The 20,115-nt window shown below is 45.7% G+C and carries 15 protein-coding genes; 4 read left to right on the plus strand and 11 right to left on the minus strand.

The window, feature by feature from the left end; all coding sequences use genetic code 11:
• Positions 1-7: 7 nt before the first annotated feature.
• From ACFPXP_RS22135 to ACFPXP_RS22145, 3 genes are all read right to left on the minus strand, one after another.
• Positions 8-1,129: an ABC transporter ATP-binding protein gene (locus ACFPXP_RS22135; protein ID WP_379896677.1), complete on the minus strand. Its 1,122-nt coding sequence runs from the start codon at positions 1,127-1,129 to the stop codon at positions 8-10.
• 104 nt (positions 1,130-1,233) lie between these two features.
• Positions 1,234-2,610 carry a pectate lyase gene (pelA, locus tag ACFPXP_RS22140; protein WP_379896678.1) on the minus strand — a complete coding sequence of 459 codons (1,377 nt, stop codon included), beginning with the start codon at positions 2,608-2,610 and terminating at the stop codon, positions 1,234-1,236.
• A 36-nt stretch (positions 2,611-2,646) separates the two neighbouring features.
• Complete coding sequence (locus tag ACFPXP_RS22145; protein ID WP_379896679.1) at positions 2,647-4,899, minus strand: pectinesterase family protein; 2,253 nt, start codon at positions 4,897-4,899, stop codon at positions 2,647-2,649.
• Positions 4,900-5,188: 289 nt separating this feature from the next.
• On the opposite strand from ACFPXP_RS22145, the gene ACFPXP_RS22150 reads away from it, so the two are divergent.
• The gene (locus tag ACFPXP_RS22150; RefSeq protein ID WP_379896680.1) at positions 5,189-5,953 is read left to right on the plus strand and encodes an NAD-dependent epimerase/dehydratase family protein; all 765 of its coding nucleotides are present in this window, start codon (positions 5,189-5,191) and stop codon (positions 5,951-5,953) included.
• A gap of 102 nt (positions 5,954-6,055) precedes the next feature.
• Complete coding sequence (locus ACFPXP_RS22155) at positions 6,056-6,988, plus strand: pectinesterase family protein (RefSeq protein WP_379896681.1); 933 nt, start codon at positions 6,056-6,058, stop codon at positions 6,986-6,988.
• Positions 6,989-7,139: 151 nt separating this feature from the next.
• Here ACFPXP_RS22155 and ACFPXP_RS22160 read toward each other — a convergent pair whose 3' ends face one another.
• The 5 genes from ACFPXP_RS22160 to ACFPXP_RS22180 form a co-directional block, all read right to left on the minus strand.
• On the minus strand, positions 7,140-7,568 hold the full coding sequence (locus tag ACFPXP_RS22160) for an RbsD/FucU family protein (protein ID WP_379896682.1): 429 nt from the start codon (positions 7,566-7,568) through the stop codon (positions 7,140-7,142).
• An 18-nt stretch (positions 7,569-7,586) separates the two neighbouring features.
• Positions 7,587-9,647: an alpha-amylase family protein gene (locus ACFPXP_RS22165; RefSeq protein ID WP_379896683.1), complete on the minus strand. Its 2,061-nt coding sequence runs from the start codon at positions 9,645-9,647 to the stop codon at positions 7,587-7,589.
• A 23-nt stretch (positions 9,648-9,670) separates the two neighbouring features.
• Entirely contained in the window at positions 9,671-10,495 is an 825-nt protein-coding gene (locus ACFPXP_RS22170; protein ID WP_379896684.1) for a carbohydrate ABC transporter permease, read from the minus strand.
• Positions 10,495-11,352 carry a carbohydrate ABC transporter permease gene (locus tag ACFPXP_RS22175; RefSeq protein ID WP_379896686.1) on the minus strand — a complete coding sequence of 286 codons (858 nt, stop codon included), beginning with the start codon at positions 11,350-11,352 and terminating at the stop codon, positions 10,495-10,497. Before ACFPXP_RS22175 ends, ACFPXP_RS22170 begins: the two co-directional genes overlap by 1 nt.
• Positions 11,353-11,438: 86 nt before the next feature.
• On the minus strand, positions 11,439-12,761 hold the full coding sequence (locus ACFPXP_RS22180) for an ABC transporter substrate-binding protein (protein WP_379896687.1): 1,323 nt from the start codon (positions 12,759-12,761) through the stop codon (positions 11,439-11,441).
• A gap of 234 nt (positions 12,762-12,995) precedes the next feature.
• Between ACFPXP_RS22180 and ACFPXP_RS22185 the strand changes: the two genes are divergently transcribed.
• The gene (locus tag ACFPXP_RS22185; RefSeq protein ID WP_379896688.1) at positions 12,996-14,777 is read left to right on the plus strand and encodes a cache domain-containing sensor histidine kinase; all 1,782 of its coding nucleotides are present in this window, start codon (positions 12,996-12,998) and stop codon (positions 14,775-14,777) included.
• A gap of 10 nt (positions 14,778-14,787) precedes the next feature.
• Complete coding sequence (locus ACFPXP_RS22190) at positions 14,788-16,287, plus strand: response regulator transcription factor (protein WP_379896689.1); 1,500 nt, start codon at positions 14,788-14,790, stop codon at positions 16,285-16,287.
• Between the two features lie 146 nt (positions 16,288-16,433).
• Here the strand turns inward: ACFPXP_RS22190 and ACFPXP_RS22195 are convergent, their stop codons facing one another.
• The 3 genes from ACFPXP_RS22195 to ACFPXP_RS22205 all read right to left on the minus strand — a co-directional run bounded on the left by ACFPXP_RS22195 (position 16,434) and on the right by ACFPXP_RS22205 (position 19,881).
• Entirely contained in the window at positions 16,434-17,315 is an 882-nt protein-coding gene (locus tag ACFPXP_RS22195) for a carbohydrate ABC transporter permease (RefSeq protein WP_379896690.1), read from the minus strand.
• A gap of 20 nt (positions 17,316-17,335) precedes the next feature.
• Positions 17,336-18,289, minus strand: a complete 954-nt coding sequence (locus tag ACFPXP_RS22200) for an ABC transporter permease (RefSeq protein ID WP_379896691.1) — start codon at positions 18,287-18,289, stop codon at positions 17,336-17,338.
• Positions 18,290-18,372: 83 nt separating this feature from the next.
• The gene (locus tag ACFPXP_RS22205; protein WP_379896692.1) at positions 18,373-19,881 is read right to left on the minus strand and encodes an extracellular solute-binding protein; all 1,509 of its coding nucleotides are present in this window, start codon (positions 19,879-19,881) and stop codon (positions 18,373-18,375) included.
• Positions 19,882-20,115 lie beyond the last annotated feature (234 nt).

Consider the following 20,115-nt stretch of genomic DNA (forward strand, 5'->3'; position numbering starts at 1 on the left):
CCCCCCATCAATCTCCGCCCACATTTCGTGACGTATTCGGATCAAAGAACAGGGCACTGTTCATATCCATCGCCAACGAAATTTGATCTCCGGATTGAAAAGTATTTCTTGGGTTCACCCGAACGACGAAATCATTGTTCATTCCAATATCCAGATATAAGAAACAGTCAGGCCCCATCAGCTCATCTAGTTTGTGAATTCCCTTCAGCACAGCACTTGGGAACGCTTCGAACATGATCTGATCGGTGCTGATATTTTCCGGGCGAATGCCGAGCACAATCGGTTTATCTGCGTATCCTCCTTGGACAAGCCGTTTGGCTTTTCCCGCAGGAATTTCCAAGGAAAACCTCCGCGTATCGAAGTACACTTTATCGTCCTTGATAAGCAGCGTACCATCGATGAAATTCATCGGCGGGGAACCGACAAAGCTGGCGACAAAACGATTGACCGGGTGATTGTAGATTCTCTCAGGCGTGTCTACTTGTTGAATGACGCCATCGTTCATGACGACGATACGGTCTCCCATCGTCATTGCCTCCGTCTGATCATGGGTCACGTAAATCGTCGTCACACCAAGCTGCTTCTGCAGACGAATAATCTCCGTTCTCATCTGAACACGAAGCTTGGCGTCCAAATTGGACAGCGGTTCATCCATAAGGAAAACCTGCGGCTCCCGAACGATGGCGCGGCCCAGCGCGACCCGCTGACGCTGTCCGCCTGACAGCTGGCGAGGCTTGCGATGTAAGTAGCTTTCGATTTCGAGTACTCTGGCTGCCCGTTTCACAGCCAAATCTATTTCGCTTTTCGGCATTTTGCGAAGTCTGAGTCCGAAGGCGATATTTTCATAAATGCTCATATTCGGGTACAAGGCATAGTTTTGAAACACCATCGCAATATCTCGATGCTTCGGAGGCAGATCATTCACCTTGCGGTCATTAATATAGATTTCGCCTTCACTAATATCTTCCAAGCCCGCGATCATTCTGAGCGTTGTCGATTTGCCGCAGCCCGAAGGACCAACGAACACGATGAATTCCTTGTCTTCCACACTCAAATTAAAGTCTTTCACGACCGGTTCTTTATCTTTGCCGTATGCTTTGACCACGTGATTGAATAAAATGCTCGACATGACTTCCCTCCTAGTGCGTCAGCTTTTTTGAAAACGGTTACCTTTAACTGAATTATATAAAAGCCAATCTGAACATCGTGTAAAGATTGATTCATCCGCACTCTTTATTTGCCTCTAAACTTACCTTTTCCAAATGCAGCACCAAGCCCAAATAAAATACCTCCCAAACCTGCGGTAAAAACTGGGTAGAGCCACCTCCAAATGCCCGTGCCACGTTTTGAACCAGACGTCTCCCCATCCGTATCAGCTAATACATCTTCAGCGTCCAGTGCAATCGAAACAGAATCTGGCTGGGACATTTCCGCATCGGTCGTCCCTGTGATTTGCTCCCCACGATTCTCCTGTTTTTGTTGGAGAAGTGAAAAGCGATCGACATCGAGCTGATAGCTTACATCTTTAAAATAGGACAACTCCTTGATCTTTTTTAACAAATCGTTTCCCCAATCTCCTGCCCAACGATAACCGTCTCTGCGCTCCTTCTCAATTTGATGAATGTTGTGATGAATGACTCCGTCCCGTCCTGAAAAGATCGGTTCGAACGTTTCGATATCATAGAAACGGTACCAGGTCACGCTGTCTGGATTATAGTAGAAATAAGCTCCTTTCGGATCACCGGAGACGTAGGTAAAGCCATCGAGTTTCACTTTATCGAACCACCGAATCGCCCCAACGATAGACTTCTTGACCTCCTCCGTGGGATTAGGTATAGAGATCAAATAGTTCACAATCGCCGCGGATTCCGCTCCCGAAATCGAAGGATGCTCGTAATCTCTCGCTTTCACGGGCTCATAAGTGTAAGGGTCGTGCTGTGCGCACCATGCCGTGGGATATCCATCCACTACAATTTGCGATTTCAATATGAAGTCCAGACCTTTACCGAGAGCCTCTTTGGCATATCTAATCCGTTCTTTATCTGTGATATCGGAATTAAACGGATACTGCTGCTCCGCATACAAACGCAGCACATTCATCGTACGGATCATCGCTGAATCATTGAAGGTGGCGTGATCACTATAACCGCCGCTTGCCGGGAAGACTTGAGGCCATCCGCCGGTCTCATACTGCATTTTCAATAGAAAATCGATGCCCCTAACAGCCGCATCCTTGTACCTCACTTCACCGGTTTCCTTATATATCATGGCTAGGAATAAAATCTCATCATTCGTTGCATTATTGTCGATGGTTCCCAATGGCTCTCCAGATGCATTCTTCCAAGTCGATTTGTCTTCTTCGCCGTTCCATGGCCGAGATATAAACGTTTCCTCCGCGTTCTTGTTCCAACCACCGTGCTCTAACTGCCACGTTATCAGCTGATCGGCGATTCTTATGTCTTGCTGCAGATTGCCTGTGACGTAACCTGCCTTCAAATAGGGAACCGGATTTGGTTTATACTCTTCGGAAGCGCTTACTTCCATCATCGTTACGAACAAAATTAACCATCCAACCAACCATGCTGCCATGATCTTCATTGGCTTTCTCATTCGTCCCCTCCTTATGGATACAGAGTGTTTGCGATTTTACTTATAGGGGGCCCATCCGTCATGCCCTCTCAAAACTTTCTCCGGCGTATATTGTTTGGCTTCTTCACTGCTTATCTGTCTCGTCCATTCTTCTCGAAAACGAATATTTGCCCCGGGTCCATAGCTGCCATATTCCAAATATCGGCTCGTCTGTTCTTTATTCGAGTCTCCCCAATTGTGCCAGCCGGCCAAATGAATTTTGCCTTCATCGATCCAGGTGTGCAGAAAGACATCGTTCGCATATTCCCGCCAAGGCCTTCCGAAATAAACGTGCTCTACCCACGGATAGCCCGTAATTGTGCAGTTGCTAAAGATTAGCCCATAATCTTGTTCCTGCGGTGTGCTCGCTGCAGTAATATAACCTCCTGACCGTTTTGAGAAGAGAATGCATTGATCGAAGTAAGCAGCAGCTGAACCGTAAATAAAGTCCACCGCACCTTCAATCGTACAATTTCGGAAATAAAATCTCCCACCGCGCGAATTCAGATACAGGGTATCTTGATAACCGATGATCCGCACACCGTCAAATATGCCTCGATCTCCCTTCACCTCAACAGCAGATGCCGTGCCGATGGCTCCCGCTTCATTCGCGAACGTCAGGTTGCGGGCAGTAAAATCATCCGCTTCAATGGTCGTTGTGTTACCGTTAAAACCAGTACCTGTAATGTCTAAATAGGTTATCACCGTATGCAGCCGACTCTCACCGATAAATGTAATGTAGGGCTTGCTCTCGGGTATGAAGATTCGTTCGAAATACAATCCTTCTTTGATATAAATCGTCACCGGTTCTGTATTATTTACCGGTACGGCATCAACCGCCTCTTGCACTGTGCTGTAATGGCCACTCCCGTCCCGCGCGACAATCAACACCTTGTCCGCATTTACATCAGTGAGTGAAATAGTATGATCTTCCTCAGCTAGCTCATGGGGTCTCTCCATATTTCCATCATGTCGTTCTTTCAGTTCTTCTTTGCCTGGTACGACCTTCATGAAGCTTCCAGTGTCGGTTTCATCACTCCATACGAGGAAAACATGACGGTCATAGTAGCCCGTTGTATCATACACATGAACGAGTCTTTCCATCTTCTTTCTCGTCTCCTTTTCCATACCTTTCAACCCTCTGAAATATTCGACTGCAGAATGGATCGATGCCTGGACTTCCGCAGAAGGATCAGGGATGCTCATCAGGAATTTGACAATTTCAATCGATTCATCGACCGCGACTTCGCTCTGGACAGGTCCTCCAGATTCAGGATCGTAATGGAAAGACCAGCCTGATTTCCCTTCATCCATCGGAAGCTGCGCATCTACAAGAAATGCGATACCCCTAGATACAGCAGTGTCAATCCTCTTCTTCTGATCGCGTTCTAGAAGATCCGTGTCAAAGGGATACTCCCCTTGCTGGATCATCCACAATACATGCAAAGCGCGAATCATCGCGTGATCCTTGATTGTGATAAGGTCTGATTCCCCTCCTGTTAGTGGAAAGGCTTGGGGCCATCCACCGCTTGGATATTGCATCTCTAGCAGAAAATCAATCGCTTTTGCTACAGAGTTCTTATATCGTCTATCCCCTGTTTCACGATATAATTTTGCTATCAATATCATTTCGTTTACCGTCCCGCCTTGATTGAGACTGGACACCTCTTCCCCGTCAACTGTTAATACGGATGAACGACTCTCACTCCCGTCCCAAGCTCGTTCTCGCAGTCCTTTACGGCCATCCTTAGGATCGGCTTTCTTATGAATACCATGATCCCATCCACCGATCGCCGTCTGCCATGTCAGAAGCCGATCAGCTTGAATCATATCCACGTTCATATCAAAGTTGTAATAGTTCTGAGCGGTCAGCAGAGGCAGTTGTCCTTTGTGGTCGTTTACGAGTAATTTTGCGTTTTGATCCATTTGTGCATCCACCTCAATATACATTTCAGATTGGCCATTCTCATTCATACCAAGCCCCGTATAAGCAAAAGGAATCTCTGTATCCAAACGGCCATGCAGCGCATCCCATCGTTTGGAAGAAGACACGACTCGCAAGTCTACCTTATCTAAACTGGCGATTTGTTGATTTAACGTGACTTTGATCCAACTTTCTCCAACAGCTTCCGCTTTCTTAATGATCAGTGGGTTGAATTTCTTATCGTCATTGTCGATGAAGCGAAAATAAACCATTACGTACGTTAAAAGCAAAACCATCACTGCCGCTCCTAATGAAATCCAGATCAGAGGATTGAACTTTTTCGCCATTTGAATTCATCGTCCTCCTTTTTGGGGAATTTACCCGTTATGCTGTTTTTCAATAATGTAACCGCATACATTTTATCCTTGATTTCATCAAAGTAGTGTTATTAGGAACCTATCCATGTCCTTCATTTCATCTAGTAACCTGTATTCGTATATATTATAGTGAACAAAAAGACTTAAAATTATTGCAATTCATGCTCAATCCAATGCAAAAATTGCGCTTTTTTGCCTTTTTTAGTTTACACCTTCCAAAAACAGGATATATTATGAAGAAAATTTTTGGAGGGATACGATGAAAAAACATATTGTACTAGTCGGCGGCTCCGGCGTCGTTGGTTCTATTCTTACGGAAGCTTGGCAAGTTGTATATCGCATCACCGTCATCGATTTGGTCAAACCAAATCATGCTGTCCCCTACATCCAGGGTGATGCAGCGAACTACGATGAAATACGCCGCAAGCTGCCGGAGGACACGGATGTCATCATCAATCTACTTAAAGTTAACAGCTCCTCCTCCATGAAACACCTCGACAAGATGATCGACGTTTACTTTAAAGCAACGTGCAACATCCTGTACGCGGCCGCAGAACGAAACATCCCTAAGGTAATTTTCGCTAGCAGCAATCATGTGACAGACGCTTATGAGAAAGGCGGGAAGTCCAAGCTCGGAAGACCGATTAACGTGCATGACTATCCTTACTCTATGGGAATGTATGGAATCCTCAAGCTGGCGTCTGAGAATGTGGGTTACATGATTTCGAGAGAGAAAGGGTTGTCCGTAATCAACATCCGTATTGGCTCCGTACCTGAGAATGAAACCCAAGCGCTTAAGGAGAACGAACGCATTCATCATACATTGCTCACACGAGTCGATACGGCTGCACTGTTTCAGGCCGCCATGGAAGCCGATGTCAAATACGGGACATATTACGGTGTCTCTGACAATCCCGGTAAACCATGGGATACGACCAATGCACAAGACGAGCTTGGGTTCGTCTCGGTCCAAAATTCTTCCGATCTGGTGAATTCGCAAGTTCATCGTGATGATGACAAATAAAGCAAATAATTCGTAAATTTCCACATCAATTCATAAAGTATTTCTATCTCCTTTTCCGTTAAGATGAAAATAAATCTAATGTCTACTCTAGTGTAGAAGGAGATGGAAGAATTGAAGATTACAGTAGATCAGCAAGGCTATGGAGACTACAAAACCGTCCAAGAGGCAATCGACGCACTTCCTGAACAGCGCCAGGAAGCAGCGCTGATCGAAATCAAGAATGGCGAATATCGCGAAAAAATTACGATCGGCCGTGAAAAGGGTCCTATACATATCATCGGAGAATCTCCGGATAAAACCATTCTCGTTTACTCCGACAATGCGCATACGCTGGATGATAAAGGCCAGCCTCTGGGCACGTTCCGGAGCGGCAGCTTTTACAATTACGCTCACCACTTTACCGCCGAAAATCTGACGATTCGCAACGATTCCGGTCCACGTACAGGGCAAGCCGTTGCCGCATTCATCGATGCAGATCGAGCAGCCTTCCGCAACGTCCGTTTCGAAGGGGATCAGGATACGCTGTATATCGCCGGCGGCCGCCACTATTTCGAAAGCTGTTATATTGAAGGAGATGTGGACTTTATTTTTGGCCCAGCTACAGCGGTCTTCAACCGCTGCACGATTCTTTGCAAGCGTACAGGCGGTTATTTGACGGCAGCCAACACACCGGAACACGAGCCCTACGGGTATGTATTTCTAGATTGCAAAGTAAGAGGCGGCAGGAATGTAGAGAACGTGTACTTGGGCAGACCGTGGAGGGACTTTGCTGCTGTCGCATTCATTCGGACCGATATGGATGCTTCCATCATCCCGGAAGGCTGGCACAACTGGAGCAAGCCGGAAAGAGAAAGCACATCCAGATACGCCGAGTATGGCAGCTACGGTCCCGGTGCCAATCCTGAAGCAAGAGTCCCTTGGTCAAGGCAGCTGTCGGATTTGGAAGCATCGCGTTATACAATTGAAGAAGCGCTCAGCGGCAAAGACGGATGGCATCCGGTATTCGTCCAAGCTTCCGCCAGCATAGATAAATAAGAACAAAACACCCGTTCGCATGGCGCCATGATGGGCAGGAATGTACGGCAAGCATGTGGATCTGATATCCGGTGAATGGAAAGCATAAGTAAAGAAAGGGGCTGATCTTCGTCCATATGACGTTGATTCAGCCCCATTATGTTCGAAAGCGTTACTTGATGACACCCTTTTTTAATATGATATTGGCGTACAGCGCTGCTTCACCTGTCGCTACAATGGCGTAGGCGGATTTCGCCCTTTCGTAAAACGAAAACCGCTCAACTTGGTCAAAAGCGATACTCGTCTCATGATGCTTGGACACGATCCGTTCATACTGCCCCCAAATAGGTGTTTCCACGGGATCCCCTTTTACTACCTCCATTAAGGCGATGGGTTTCTCCACATACGGATCTAATGGAAAAAGCTCCAAAATCGCATCCAGCAGAGCTGGGATCGGGTGCCCGTCACAGCGCACTAATCGCTGCGCATGGCTTGCCGCAGGAAAGTTGCCATCGGCTAGAACGATCTCGTCTCCGTGCCCCATTTCCATCAGTACCTTTAACAATTCCGGGGAAATCACACTCGGTATTCCTTTTAACATCGCTGACTCCCTCTTCCATCAATATTGGATACAGATCATTTGGTGCCCGTTCACTTTCGGCACGACAAACTCAACTCTTCCGTCACGGCTCTCAAAGGGAAGCTCGGTACCTTCCGGCACACAGCTTACGCTTCTTACCGGCTTGCTGACAGCAATCGAAACCTTTGTATCGTATAGAGGAATCACGTCCTCGATCACATCAATCTCTTCGCTGCGGCGCTCCGGAATATAATGGAGCAGGTGGACCACCCAGCGATGCTGCTCGGTTTGCTCGTTCACCGTAGCGATCATGGAGCTTGGCCCGCTATGCGTAAGCAGCGGCGTGCCGATCAAAGCCTTTATCGCATTCACCAGCAGCTGCTTCACCCATCTTGGCGCATTTTGGTTGTACTGCGAAAAAATCGGATGCGCGAAATAGATCACATTCTGATTTCGTACGATCGCATCCGAGCCGCTTTGCCCGGAAGAAGGTGCTTGACGGTGCGAGCAGAAATGCTTGTAAGTACGATAAAAATAAGGCAGGAACGTTTTGGATAATACGGCAGCTTCAGGCGAAGCGGATACTTCGATCCCTTTGGCATACATGACATGCTCCGTCTCCGGAAGCCCCTCGCCCAGCTCTCCGGTCGGCAATACATATTCTGCATAATCAAACCGCTCGTAGTGCTTGCCTCGCACGAGTTCGCCGAATATATCGCTCGTCTGTTCCTTGTTAAGCGTGACCCCTAATGCTTTTAGGTTGAAATCCGTCTGTTCCGGATTTAAGCCGGATTCGAAAGAAGCGATAATAGAGCCGCCTGCTGCCAAATACGCTTCAAGCTTTTGCGCAAGCTGATCCGAAACCGGAATCGTGTCTGGCAAAATCAATAATTTATATTTGCTCCAATCGCTCTTCGAATCGACGACGTCAAACTGCTGGGCACTTTCCTGCAGCATACGCACTGCGCCTTTAAGCGAATCGGGAAGGTTGCCTCCACCCGCTCTGACAAACTCCTCCGGCGTAAAGACGGCAATTTCCGTAACGGCTGTAACTTGGTCGCACCACGGCTCCTTCTTTTCAATTTCACCATAGACCGAACCAATTAAATCATAGACCGGACTGGACAACCTGCCGCTTGGCTCTAATTGATCCCCGATCAAGCATTTGGCCCCAAGAGCCAGCATATGAAAGGTCTCAAATTCCAACGCCGCCTTATTTTTAAAAGAATGAAAGTCGCCCCACATGGAATGGAATTTTCCTGTTTGCGCCAAATACTCAAGTCCTAAATTTCTCGCATACCGCACGGTAGCAGGGAAATGCAGATAGCCCCATAACCCGCTTGGCAGACTTTCCAGTTCGAAGTGGCTGTATGCATCCACGACGTTGCGATGAGGTGTGCCGATATGTCCACGGTTATAAAAAATGGTGCAGTCTTTAGCATACGAACGAACCATAGCGCTCATTTCCAATTTGAATTCGTCAATGACCTGCTGCGAATGCTTCATTCGATCCTCGTGCCGATGCGGCTCAAGCCCTTGCTTCAGCATGCTTTCGCGGCAGTATTTACAGCAGCAGCTTACAGGGAACAAGATATCAAAGAAAAGCCCATCGACAGGATCGAATTGCTCGAGTACTTCTTGCGTATGCGCCTTTAGGAAATCCCGGTAAGGCGAATTCAAGCAAAGTGTTTGATAAAAGCCCGGAGCCGTCCATCTCTGGCTTCTCGGATCAGAGGCGTCAATAACCGAACCGTCCTCGTTGATCGACAGCCATTCCGGATGCTCCAGCGCTGTATAATGATCCCACTGCACCGTAATATAGATCGGTACGCGAATGCCTCTTTTATGACACGCTTCGATTTGATCTCTCAGCAAATGGCGATTTTGCAAATGCGGATGAATACGTTCGGGATTCTTTTTTGAATCGTAATATAACAATCCATGATGGCATCTCGCAAAACAGGTCACCGAGTTTACATGTGCTCGTTCTAACGTTTCCGCAAATTCTTCTGCATTGAATAATGCGCCGACATTCTCGATATCCGGACTCGTATGGAAATCCATATGGATTTGTCTAAATCGCAGACTGTTCTCTCCCATAGCTCTCTCCCCCTATAAGCAGTTTATTTTACAGCCCCTGAAGTTAATCCTGCGACAATATATCGCTGGCAGAATAAATACAATACCACAACAGGCAGTGCCGTCAGCACTAAGTTCGCAAAGACGAGATTCCAGCTGCTGCCGCCGTACATGCCGAAAAATTGATACACCGAAAGCGGCATCGTCCATTTCGAAGGATCGCTCAAAAAGAAGATCGGTATATTAATGTCATTCCATATATTCATAAACACGATGATGACGATCGTAATGTTAATCGGCTTGATCAATGGAAATATGATAACGAAGAAAACTCGAAGTATAGAAGCCCCTTCCAGCAGGGCGACCTCATCCAGCACTTGCGGAATCGTCTTGATAAACCCAGTATACAAGAAGACACTGAACGACAAATTCAGTATGCTGTACACTAAAATGACGCTCGTATAGCTTCCATACAGATTTACCGTCTTAAACAATTCGATCGTTGGAATCAACTGCAAAGGCGCAATCATGCCGATGAAGAAAAAGTAATACAAGAATTCGGATAACTTCGTCTTCACCCTAGCAATAATGAACGATGCCATTGAGGCCAACACAACATTTAATAGAACCGCCATCCCGGTAATGAAAATTCCGTTTAAAAACGAACGCAGCATCTTTCCTTCAACAATAACTTGCCGATAATTGCCCCACAGCCATTCCGATGGAAGCGATAAATCAAACGAGGTCACTTCCACATTGTTCTTCAAGGAACCGAAAATCATGATCAGGAACGGAATGATGACCAGAAGCGAAAGCACGAGCAGCACGGCTTCCAATACAATGATGTTCAGTTTTTTACGGTATGACATCACGCCTCAACCTCCTGCTTTCTCATTTTGTGAAGCAATGGAATGGCGATAATGGCAACGATCAAGAAGAGCACCGTGTTGAGAGCCGTTCCAAGACCCCAGCGTCCTTCACCAAACAAACTGAGAATCGATGTCGTCAGCACCTGAGAAGCATTTCCTGGGCCGCCGTTCGTTAGGGCGTACACTTCACTAAAAACTTTCAGGCCGCCAATTAAGCTTAAGATCACATTGATATTAATCGACGCTGCAAGCAAAGGCAGTGTAATATAACGAAACCGCTGAAACACATTCGCTCCGTCGATTTGTGCGGCTTCATAGTAATCCGACGAAATCGTTTGCAATCCGGCCAAATATATAACCATATGATAGCCTGCCCACTGCCAGATCGACACCGCAGATATGGTATACATAACAATTCCGGTGTCAGATAACCAATATTGAGCCAGAAAATCCAATCCGATGGATTCAAAAAATCCGTTCAATATCCCGCTCGGTTGTAAAATAGGTATGAATACCAACCCGATGACGATCGTCGAGACGATGGAAGGGATGAAGTAAACCGCTCTTAAGAAATTTTTGCTTTTGAGCGGCATGTTTAGGCCGACAGCCAGCAGCAACCCCAGACCGTTCTTAAAGACGACAACAATAATGGTATATATAAACGTATTTTTTAAAGCCAACAGCAGGACTTCGTCTTGAAAAATATACTTAAAATTCTCCAGCCCTACGAAGCTGATTCCATCTTTCAGCGGCGACCAGTCCGTCAAAGAATAATACAGCCCTGTAAATGTAGGAATGATGAAAATAATAAGGTAGACAAGAAGTGCCGGCATCACAAGTTTGTAAGTATACTTCATGGTCAACCCTCCAACCATCCGAATGTAATGTCATGTAAAGCTCGAAAGCCTCCGGCTAGGAGGCTTTCCAAGTTCAATCGTAATGCTTAGAAGCCTGGCTGTCCTGATGCTTTCATTAATTCTGCAAATTTCTTATCCCAAGCTTCCAGCACTTCCTGCGGCGTCTTTCCGCCGGCAAACATATCCTGATAATATTTCCACAGCTCTGTCAAATCGACTTTCATAAAGGCATTCATCTCAACAACCTTGCGGCCTGTCTCAATGTAGTTATCGTAAATTTCTTGCTGCAATGGAGTTAACTGGGGTTCAGAAGCATCCGTAACAGAAGGCATGAACGGTGCGACAGCTTGTGCACGATCCATCTGCTCCTTTTGAGAAACGAAGTCCAAGAACTTCTTTGCTTCCTCTTGATGCTCGGAAGCCTCTGGAATAAATACCATACCGCCTAATTGGCTTTGGGAAATATTCAGCTCATCTACATCATTGAATGCTGGAATAGGGAATAAACCAAGATTCAATTCAGGGTCTTTAACGGCCATGTCGTTTACAAACCAATCTCCCATAATCATCATCGCTGCTTCGCGTTTGCTGAATGCATTAGGCGCCATGTTAAAGTCATCAGATAAAGCGGATTTACTGATATACCCTTGTTCCGCCAGATTCAAACCCCGCTCCAAAATTTCTCTGAACGCCTCGACTTCAGACCATTTCACTTCGCCGGCGTTGATCTTGTCCCAAAGGCCAGGTTCCACCTTCTCTGCATAATAGCCGAAGCTTCCTGCAGTCCAAATCTGGAAGGTCCATGCATCTTTAAACGGTGCGAACAGCGGATTAATACCTGCAGCTTCTAACGCTTCGCACACTTCAAGAAATTCGTCGTAGCTGGTCGGAACGGAAAGACCCAGCTCTTCAAAAATGTCTTTGTTGTATACGACGGCCTGTGCATCTAACGGCATTTGCATCACGAAGCCATAAATGTTTCCGTCCGGCGCTTTTAATGAATCAGCATCTACCAATCGACTTACCCACGGCTGATCGCTTAAATTCAACATATTGGTGACTGCATTCAATTCATTCTCTGCTGCAACTTTGTTGTACACAATGAGGTCCGGTGTCTCGTTCGTAGCAATTTTCGTTTGTAAAATATTTTTCACCTGATTGTCGGGATCAATAATAACTTCAACCTTGATATTATGCAGCTTTTCAAATTCATCGAGATTAGCCTGATCAAATATGTGCGGGTAATTGGCTTTCATCGCTTGGCCCGCTTCCATCGTAATCGTTACTTTCTTCCCAGCGGAACCGTTATTGCCGTTATCCCCGTTATTTCCGTTGTTCGACCCGCATGCGGATAAGAAGAGCAGCAGCAGGATCATACTGATTGCGGTGATTTTCGTTCTTCCTAGCATTTCATAACCCCCTACGTAATGTATTGTCTTTGTTGTAAGCGCAAACAACTTTATGACTTTTATCTTACATGCCCTTGAAGACAAAGAGAATGTAAGCAATTACACAAATCGCTTGTAAAATATTGAACAATTCGAACTCATTGCTGAAAACGCTTATATTTACCGGCTTGTCCCAAGATGAAACCTGCGTTATCCTTAAAATCATCAACTATTTGCACCCTAGGAGTCGTTCTCATGTTCAATAAATTCAAATTGCAGACTGGCTTTTGGCTTGTCTTTTCGTGTTTTATCATTCTTATCATCATGACGGTTTATTTCTTTATTAATCACTATGTTTTAAAAGAGTATAAGCATGTCATGATTACGAATGCCAACCAGCTTAACGTGAAGGTATCCCAACAAATCGATTTTTACTTCAGCGACCTAAATCAGCTTTCCAAAAATTCCGTCTCGAACCAAAATCTTGTAAACGATATCAAGACGCTTGACCAGCTTCCCAGCTTAACCGTATATGACAATTTATATTTCGATCGAAGCTTTGAAAGCTATTCATCCTATTTAGTCAATTATTCATCGCTAAACACATCCAAAGTATACATCTATGGCCGGCAAAATCGGTTTAAATTCGCCTATGGGTCACTGCCGCTAGAATCGAATTTCGAAGCGATCGTTGAGAAAACAGACGATGTCTCCAAGCTGTTTTCTCACAGCAACGTATTATTTTATTTTGAAAATGAGAATACGTCAAACGATGCATCTGCATCTAAAGCTTCGCTGAGCATCATTCGCCCTTTCTCAGACATTTCCGGCTCCGTGCTTGGGTACATTGAAGTCCAGCAGGATTACTCTACACTGAAGGACATCACGCATTTGGAAACCGGAGGCGATGTGTACGTCGTCAATCCGGAAGGGCAAATCATATTTCCATCGACCAAGCTGGACCCGGACACCTTGCAATCGATTCAGCAAGCAGCGCTCACTTCCGGCGAAGGCTGGGATCATGGCAGCGACTTTTTTACGGCATTCACTTCGGACGAGACCGGTTTGACCACCGTGATCCGGCATCCGAACCATTCCATTTTTGAACCTTTATATACGCTGCAAAAAACAACATTGTTTACCATCTTAAGCACGATCTGCTTAGCCGTGGTCATTGTCTATATTATCACGCTAAGAATGACCGCGCCGATTAGAAAATTAAGGTCTACGGTCCTGAAGCTGGACTACGACAACTTTAAGCTGTTTTCAAATTTCCATTCGCCGAATAACGAAGTCAATTTGCTGAATGATGCGTTCCAGACGATGATCCATCGGCTTAAGCATTCGATGGACAACGAACTGATGTATAAGGAAGAAGAGCTGAAGGCCAGATTTTCAGCACTCCAAGGGCAAATATCGCCCCATTTTATTCACAATGTCTTATATTTGATCAGTATTTCAGCTGAAGAGAACAAGAACCAGGATGTCATTGAGCTGAGTAAAAATCTTTCGAATATGCTTCGGTACATGGCCGATTCTCCATTCAACAAAGTGACGCTTGAGGAAGAAATCAAATATGCACAAAATTATCTCTATCTCATGCAAAGCAAATATGAAGACTTCATTTCCTATGACATTGCAGTGACGGATGAAGCCAAGCGCATTGTACTGCCAAGATTAACGCTCCAGCCTTTTATTGAAAATTCGATACAGCATGCATTCAACCAATGCACGCCACCTTGGAGAATCCATATTGCATGCATGGTCTCCAACGGAGCATGGAGGCTCACGATCTCCGATAACGGCTCAGGCATCACTGCGGACGACTTGTCTCGGATGCGGAAGAATATCGCAGCCATCTTAGAAGATCCTGCAGCTCACCATACGGCATCAACAGGTATAGGAGGCATGGGAATCCTCAATACCGTCACTCGGCTTAAGCTGACTTATCCCGATAGCTTGCAGTTTGACATTGACAACCATCCAGATTCGGGGCTGACCGTACAAATTCAAGCCGATGTTCAGCCTAATGACTAGGAGGCCAATCATGTTTCATGTATTAATCGCTGAAGACATCAAACCTATCGCAAGGAACGTCCAATCGCATATTGAGCGGATCGAACCGCGGGCCCATGTCGTTGCAACGGCCTACAACGGGCTGGATGCGCTTGAAATATTAAAAAAGGAACCTATCGATATACTCGTCACGGACATACGGATGCCCATGATGGACGGACTGTCGCTGATCGAGGCGGCCAGCTCGTTTCATCCGCGGCTCAAAAGCATTTTACTAACGGGTTATAACGATTTTGAATATGCACGAAAGGCCATCCAACTGAATGTTTGCGATTATTTATTGAAGCCTCTGGATTCGGTGGAATTCGAACGCGTCCTGAAAAAGCTCGTGACAACGATTGAAAACCATAAAAATGAAAGCAACGATTTGTGGCTGTCCAAATGCTTGCATCAAGACCATATCTATCATAACCCTGAAATGCAGGCGAGTCGATATCTGAAGATCGTCATACGGTATGGTCTAAGCCCATCCAATCGTTCAGAACTGACGCATGCTCTGCTGCGATATGCATTTAATGGCAGCTTTCCAGACCATGCTTGCTCTATTTCAGATGGCCATACGCTGGCGGAAAAAGTCATGCTTGTTCCTTTAGGGGAGACTCAGGATGAACAGTCCATCTTGTCGTCCATCCAAGCTTTGTTCCATAAGCTTCAAGCGATGAATTCCCAAATTCATATGGCTTACCACATCATGACGCAGGGTGCCGAGCACATTCGAACATGCTACACCAGACTGCGCGAAACGTTAGATCACCAAATCGTACTAAATACATCTCAACTGCTGCGTTTAAGCGAGGGCGACACCGAAGAAACACGGCTCTCTGAGTCAGAAATCGAAAAACTAAATCTACAGTTTCAAACGTTAATGAAGCATGGCGGCCGTGAGGAATTTATTCAAGATTTCAAACACAGTTTAGACATGAATGAGGATCAGTCCGTATGGCTGCTAAAACAGCGGCTGATGATCATTTCCGAGGCCATTTCCAAGAAGATTGAGTTCACTTTGAACTGGGAGAGAGAAATCGAACAGATCATTCGCATATCATCTTCGTGCGCGCAAGTCGTGGATACATTTATCATGCGATGCGTGCTTCCATACTACGATAAATTCAAATCAAGGAAGAACAACGTGCAGGAAACATTGGAGGCCATCGACTGTTACTTGTCCTCCAACCTATATAAAAATATTACATTGCAATCGCTCGCCGATGAATTGAATTACTCCGTCTCTTATATCATTCGCATATTCAAGAAGTCCCGCGGCATGACACCGATGGAATATTTTAATCAATTAAAAATTAGTGAGGCTAAAAAACTGATTGTGGAAAACGAGAAATTACTGTTCAAGGATATTGCAGACGCGCTCGGATTTACCGATCAGCATTATTTCACCAAAGTATTTAAGCAATATACAGGGAAAAGCCCCAGCGAATTCAAGCAAGATCACATAGTTAACAGGAAGGCGAATTAACACGGCAACATGAAAAAAAGGAACTGGCACTTTTCAGTTGGGTGCATCAGTTCCTTTTTATTCGTATATCGAGCCGACCCCTTATGTCCGTCTCTATACGAGATCGGCACTTGTTCCCTAGGCCATCCGTTCCGCAGCTCTTATGCTTATCCCTTAATCGAACCAAGCAATGCTCCCTTGGCGAAGTGCTTTTGCAGAAACGGATACACAAGCAGAATCGGCACGGTAGCCACGACGATGACCGCCATCTTGATCGTCTGCTCCGGCGGCGCAACATAATCTTGTCCCCAATCGGAAGTGTCCGCTGTTAACGCCCCAGATAAAATAACGATTTGTCTTAATATGACCTGCACAGGCCATTTCGCCGCATCATTGATGTACATCACAGCCTGAAAATACGTATTCCAGTAGGTCACCGCATAAAATAACGAAATCGTTGCAATCGCCGGCATCGATAGCGGAATGACGATTCGGAACAGGATGCCCCAGTTCCCCGCACCATCGATCTTGGCAGACTCTTCCAAGCCTTCCGGGAGGTTCTGAAAGAAATTGCGCATGATGATCAAGTTAAATGCATTGAGCGCGCTCGGTAAAATCAATGCGCCATAGCTGTCGATTAATCCTAAGCTCTTGACGACGAGGAACGTCGGAATCATCCCTCCGTTAAACAGCATCGTAAATACGATCAAAAACATAATCAGCCTGCGGCCTCTTAAATCCCGCTTGGAAAGCCCGTAAGCCATTAAAGCGGTCAGCAGCATGCTAAACAGCGTGCCAAACAAAGTAATGCCGATGGAGACGCCGATCGCCTTCATGACTGTACTTGTGGAGAAGATGTAGCGGTAAGCATCAAACGATATTTCCGTAGGAATAATGACGATTTGTTTCTCCGCGAGCTCTGTGATCGACGTAAATGATCCCGACAATACATAAATAAACGGCAGTATCGTCACTAGACCGATGATGGATAACAACACGATATTGACGATATCGAATATTCGGCTTCCGAGCGATTTATCTTGAACCATAAGTGTGCCTCCTTCTGTGATTAATAGATCCCTTCTTCGCCGAATTTCTTGGCCAAATAATTCGCCGTCATGACAAGTATGAGTCCAACCAGCGACTTAAAGAAACCTACCGCTGCACTGTAACTGAATTGTCCCTGCTCCAAACCGGCCGTATACACAAACGTATCGAATATTTCTCCCACTTCGCGGTTCATCGCGTTCAGCAGCAAGAAAATATGTTCGAAACCAAGCTCGAGGACGTCCCCGATTTTGAGCAGCAGCAGGACGACAATGACGCTCCGGATGGAAGGCAATGTGATATGCCAGATTTGGCGAAAACGCCCCGCTCCATCCATACGAGAGGCTTCATACAGCTGAGGATCTATCGCCGCCATCGCCGCCAAATAAATGATTGTCCCCCAACCTGCTTCACGCCAGATGACTTGTAAAATGTACATCGGTCTAAACCATTCCGAGCTCATCAGGAAATTCACTTTTTCAAAGCCCATCATGACGAAAAGCTCGTTGATCAATCCTCTGTCCATCGACAGCAGTACGAACGAAATCGAGACAATAATGACCCAGGACATAAAATGCGGAACATAGACCAGCGTTTGAATGAATCGTTTAAAAAATTGGTGCCTCAGCTCGTTCAGCATCAGGGCCAAAATAATCGGCACGGGAAAGTAAATGAGTATATTCATGAAAAACAATATCAACGTATTGGATAAAATCGTGAAAAACATCGGATCTGTAAACAATCGTTCAAAATGGGCAAATCCTACCCATTCACTGCCAAGAATTCCTTCATACGGCTTGTAGTTTTGAAAGGCAATTACCAGCCCGCCCATGGGAATATACTTGAAGATGACAAAGTAAAGAAAACCGGGCAGGATCATCAAATAGAGCGCTTTATTCTTCAAAACACTTCTCATAAACTCACTGTTAGAAGATTTTCGTTTAAGGGACTTCGATTGAAGCACCGGCTGACTCATGATTTCACTCCCTTTGGGTAGAGGATGAATGGAGGCGCGTTCCACCTACGACAGCCTCCATTCATTTGCATTTGAGTGCGCTATTATTTCGTTAACTCATAAGATGCGTTGAACTCATCGATGATTTTTTGTCCTCCATCGCTAAGCCATTTGTCTACAACCTTCTGGAATCCTTCTTCATCGATGTCGCCAAGAATAAATTGGAAGGTCGCATCATTGATCGATTGCTGCAGACGAGGCCCCAATTCGATATTCGTCTTTGATTCGAGCGGAGCTGTTGGATCATGGATCAGGAAATTGTTGTTATCTACCACTAATTCCTCGGCTCTTTGCTTCACAGGAAGATCCCATTTTGCTTTTAACAGACCTGGAATCGACTGTTCCCCGCCTACAACTAGTCCTGCGTATGGCTTCACTTCACGATCGATCAATTTCAAGTCTTTGTTTTGAACAACAGTTCCGTTATCGAGCGTATAATGCTCTCCCTCGATTCCCCAATGAATCAAATTCGCGATCTCGGTGCTCATCATCTGATCATAGAAGGCCAGAATATCTTTCAGCTGCTCTTCTGTTTTAATCGAAGATTTAGGGAACAGCCATACCGAGCCGTATCCGGGGATCGCCCAAATGCCTAATCCATTCGGTCCTTCGATCCGATTTTGTACATCCAATACGCCATCTGGATTAATATCATCCAGCTTATCCTGCAATCCCATGGCATCCGGCATGGAACCGATATAAGCCCCCGCTCTTCCTGTAATTAACAGATTTCGCTGATCCTCTTTGCTCGTCACCGGGAAGTCCTGGTTGATTAAGCCTTCCTCATGCAGCTTGCGGAAAAACTTCATCGTCTCGACATATTCAGGGAACATAAACTCTGGCAGCAGCTGTCCATCTTTTTCTCCCCAATAGTTCGGTGTGCCGAACCATGAGCTTACGGCTTTAAATGCGCCGTAGATCATATCGCTGCGGTCCGTCAGTCCAATCGTATCATCTTCACCGTTGCCATCTGGATCATTATGTTTAAACTGATACAGCATGTCATACAGCTCATCAATCGTTGTCGGTGCGGCTATGCCCAGCTTTTCCGCCCAATCTTTGCGATAGATCAATCCTGCGCGGGACAGCGGACGCTCCATATATAAGGAATACAGCTTTCCGTCGACCATCGTGTTCTTTAATACATCAGGATTCAGGTTGCTTAAGTTCGGGTAATCCTTTAAATAAGGCCCAATTTCCCAAAACTGCCCATCACGAATCGCTTCGCGGAACATTTCCACTTTGCCCGTGCCCACAACCATAGGCAGTGCATCCGTGGCGAATGCCGCATTGACTTTATCATCGTAGCTGTTTGCAGGAATCCATTGAATATCGAGTTCTGTATTCGTCTTTTCTTCTAGCAGCTTTTCAATTTTGTCCGAAGGCACCTCAGGAGTATGGAGCGTAGCAAATAATGAAATTTTAGTAGCTCCCTTAGCCTTTCCATCCGCATTGGATGCATTCTCATTCTGTCCCGCATTGTTACCGTTGCCGCAGCCCGCGATTAAAGTAACCGCCAGAACCGCTCCAAGAACTGCATTGCATTTTTTCATTGGTTGACCTCCCATTTTTAAACTATTGTGCTTGGTCTTGCTGATTTCTAGATTAGGATCAATATACGATGACGTAAATAATCTGGAGATTTGTTCACGGGAGGATCAGGTCTCTCTGTTATCATTCATGCGCATCCAATCGTATGATCATGAACCCTTCAGATGATTATTGTCATAGCACTTATACGTGCAGATATGCTTTTCGTTTTTTTACTAGATTCCTTTATTGTACAG

Origin of the sequence: Marinicrinis lubricantis (assembly GCF_042658665.1) — a bacterium.
Classification (GTDB): Bacteria; Bacillota; Bacilli; order Paenibacillales; family KCTC-33676; genus Marinicrinis; species Marinicrinis lubricantis.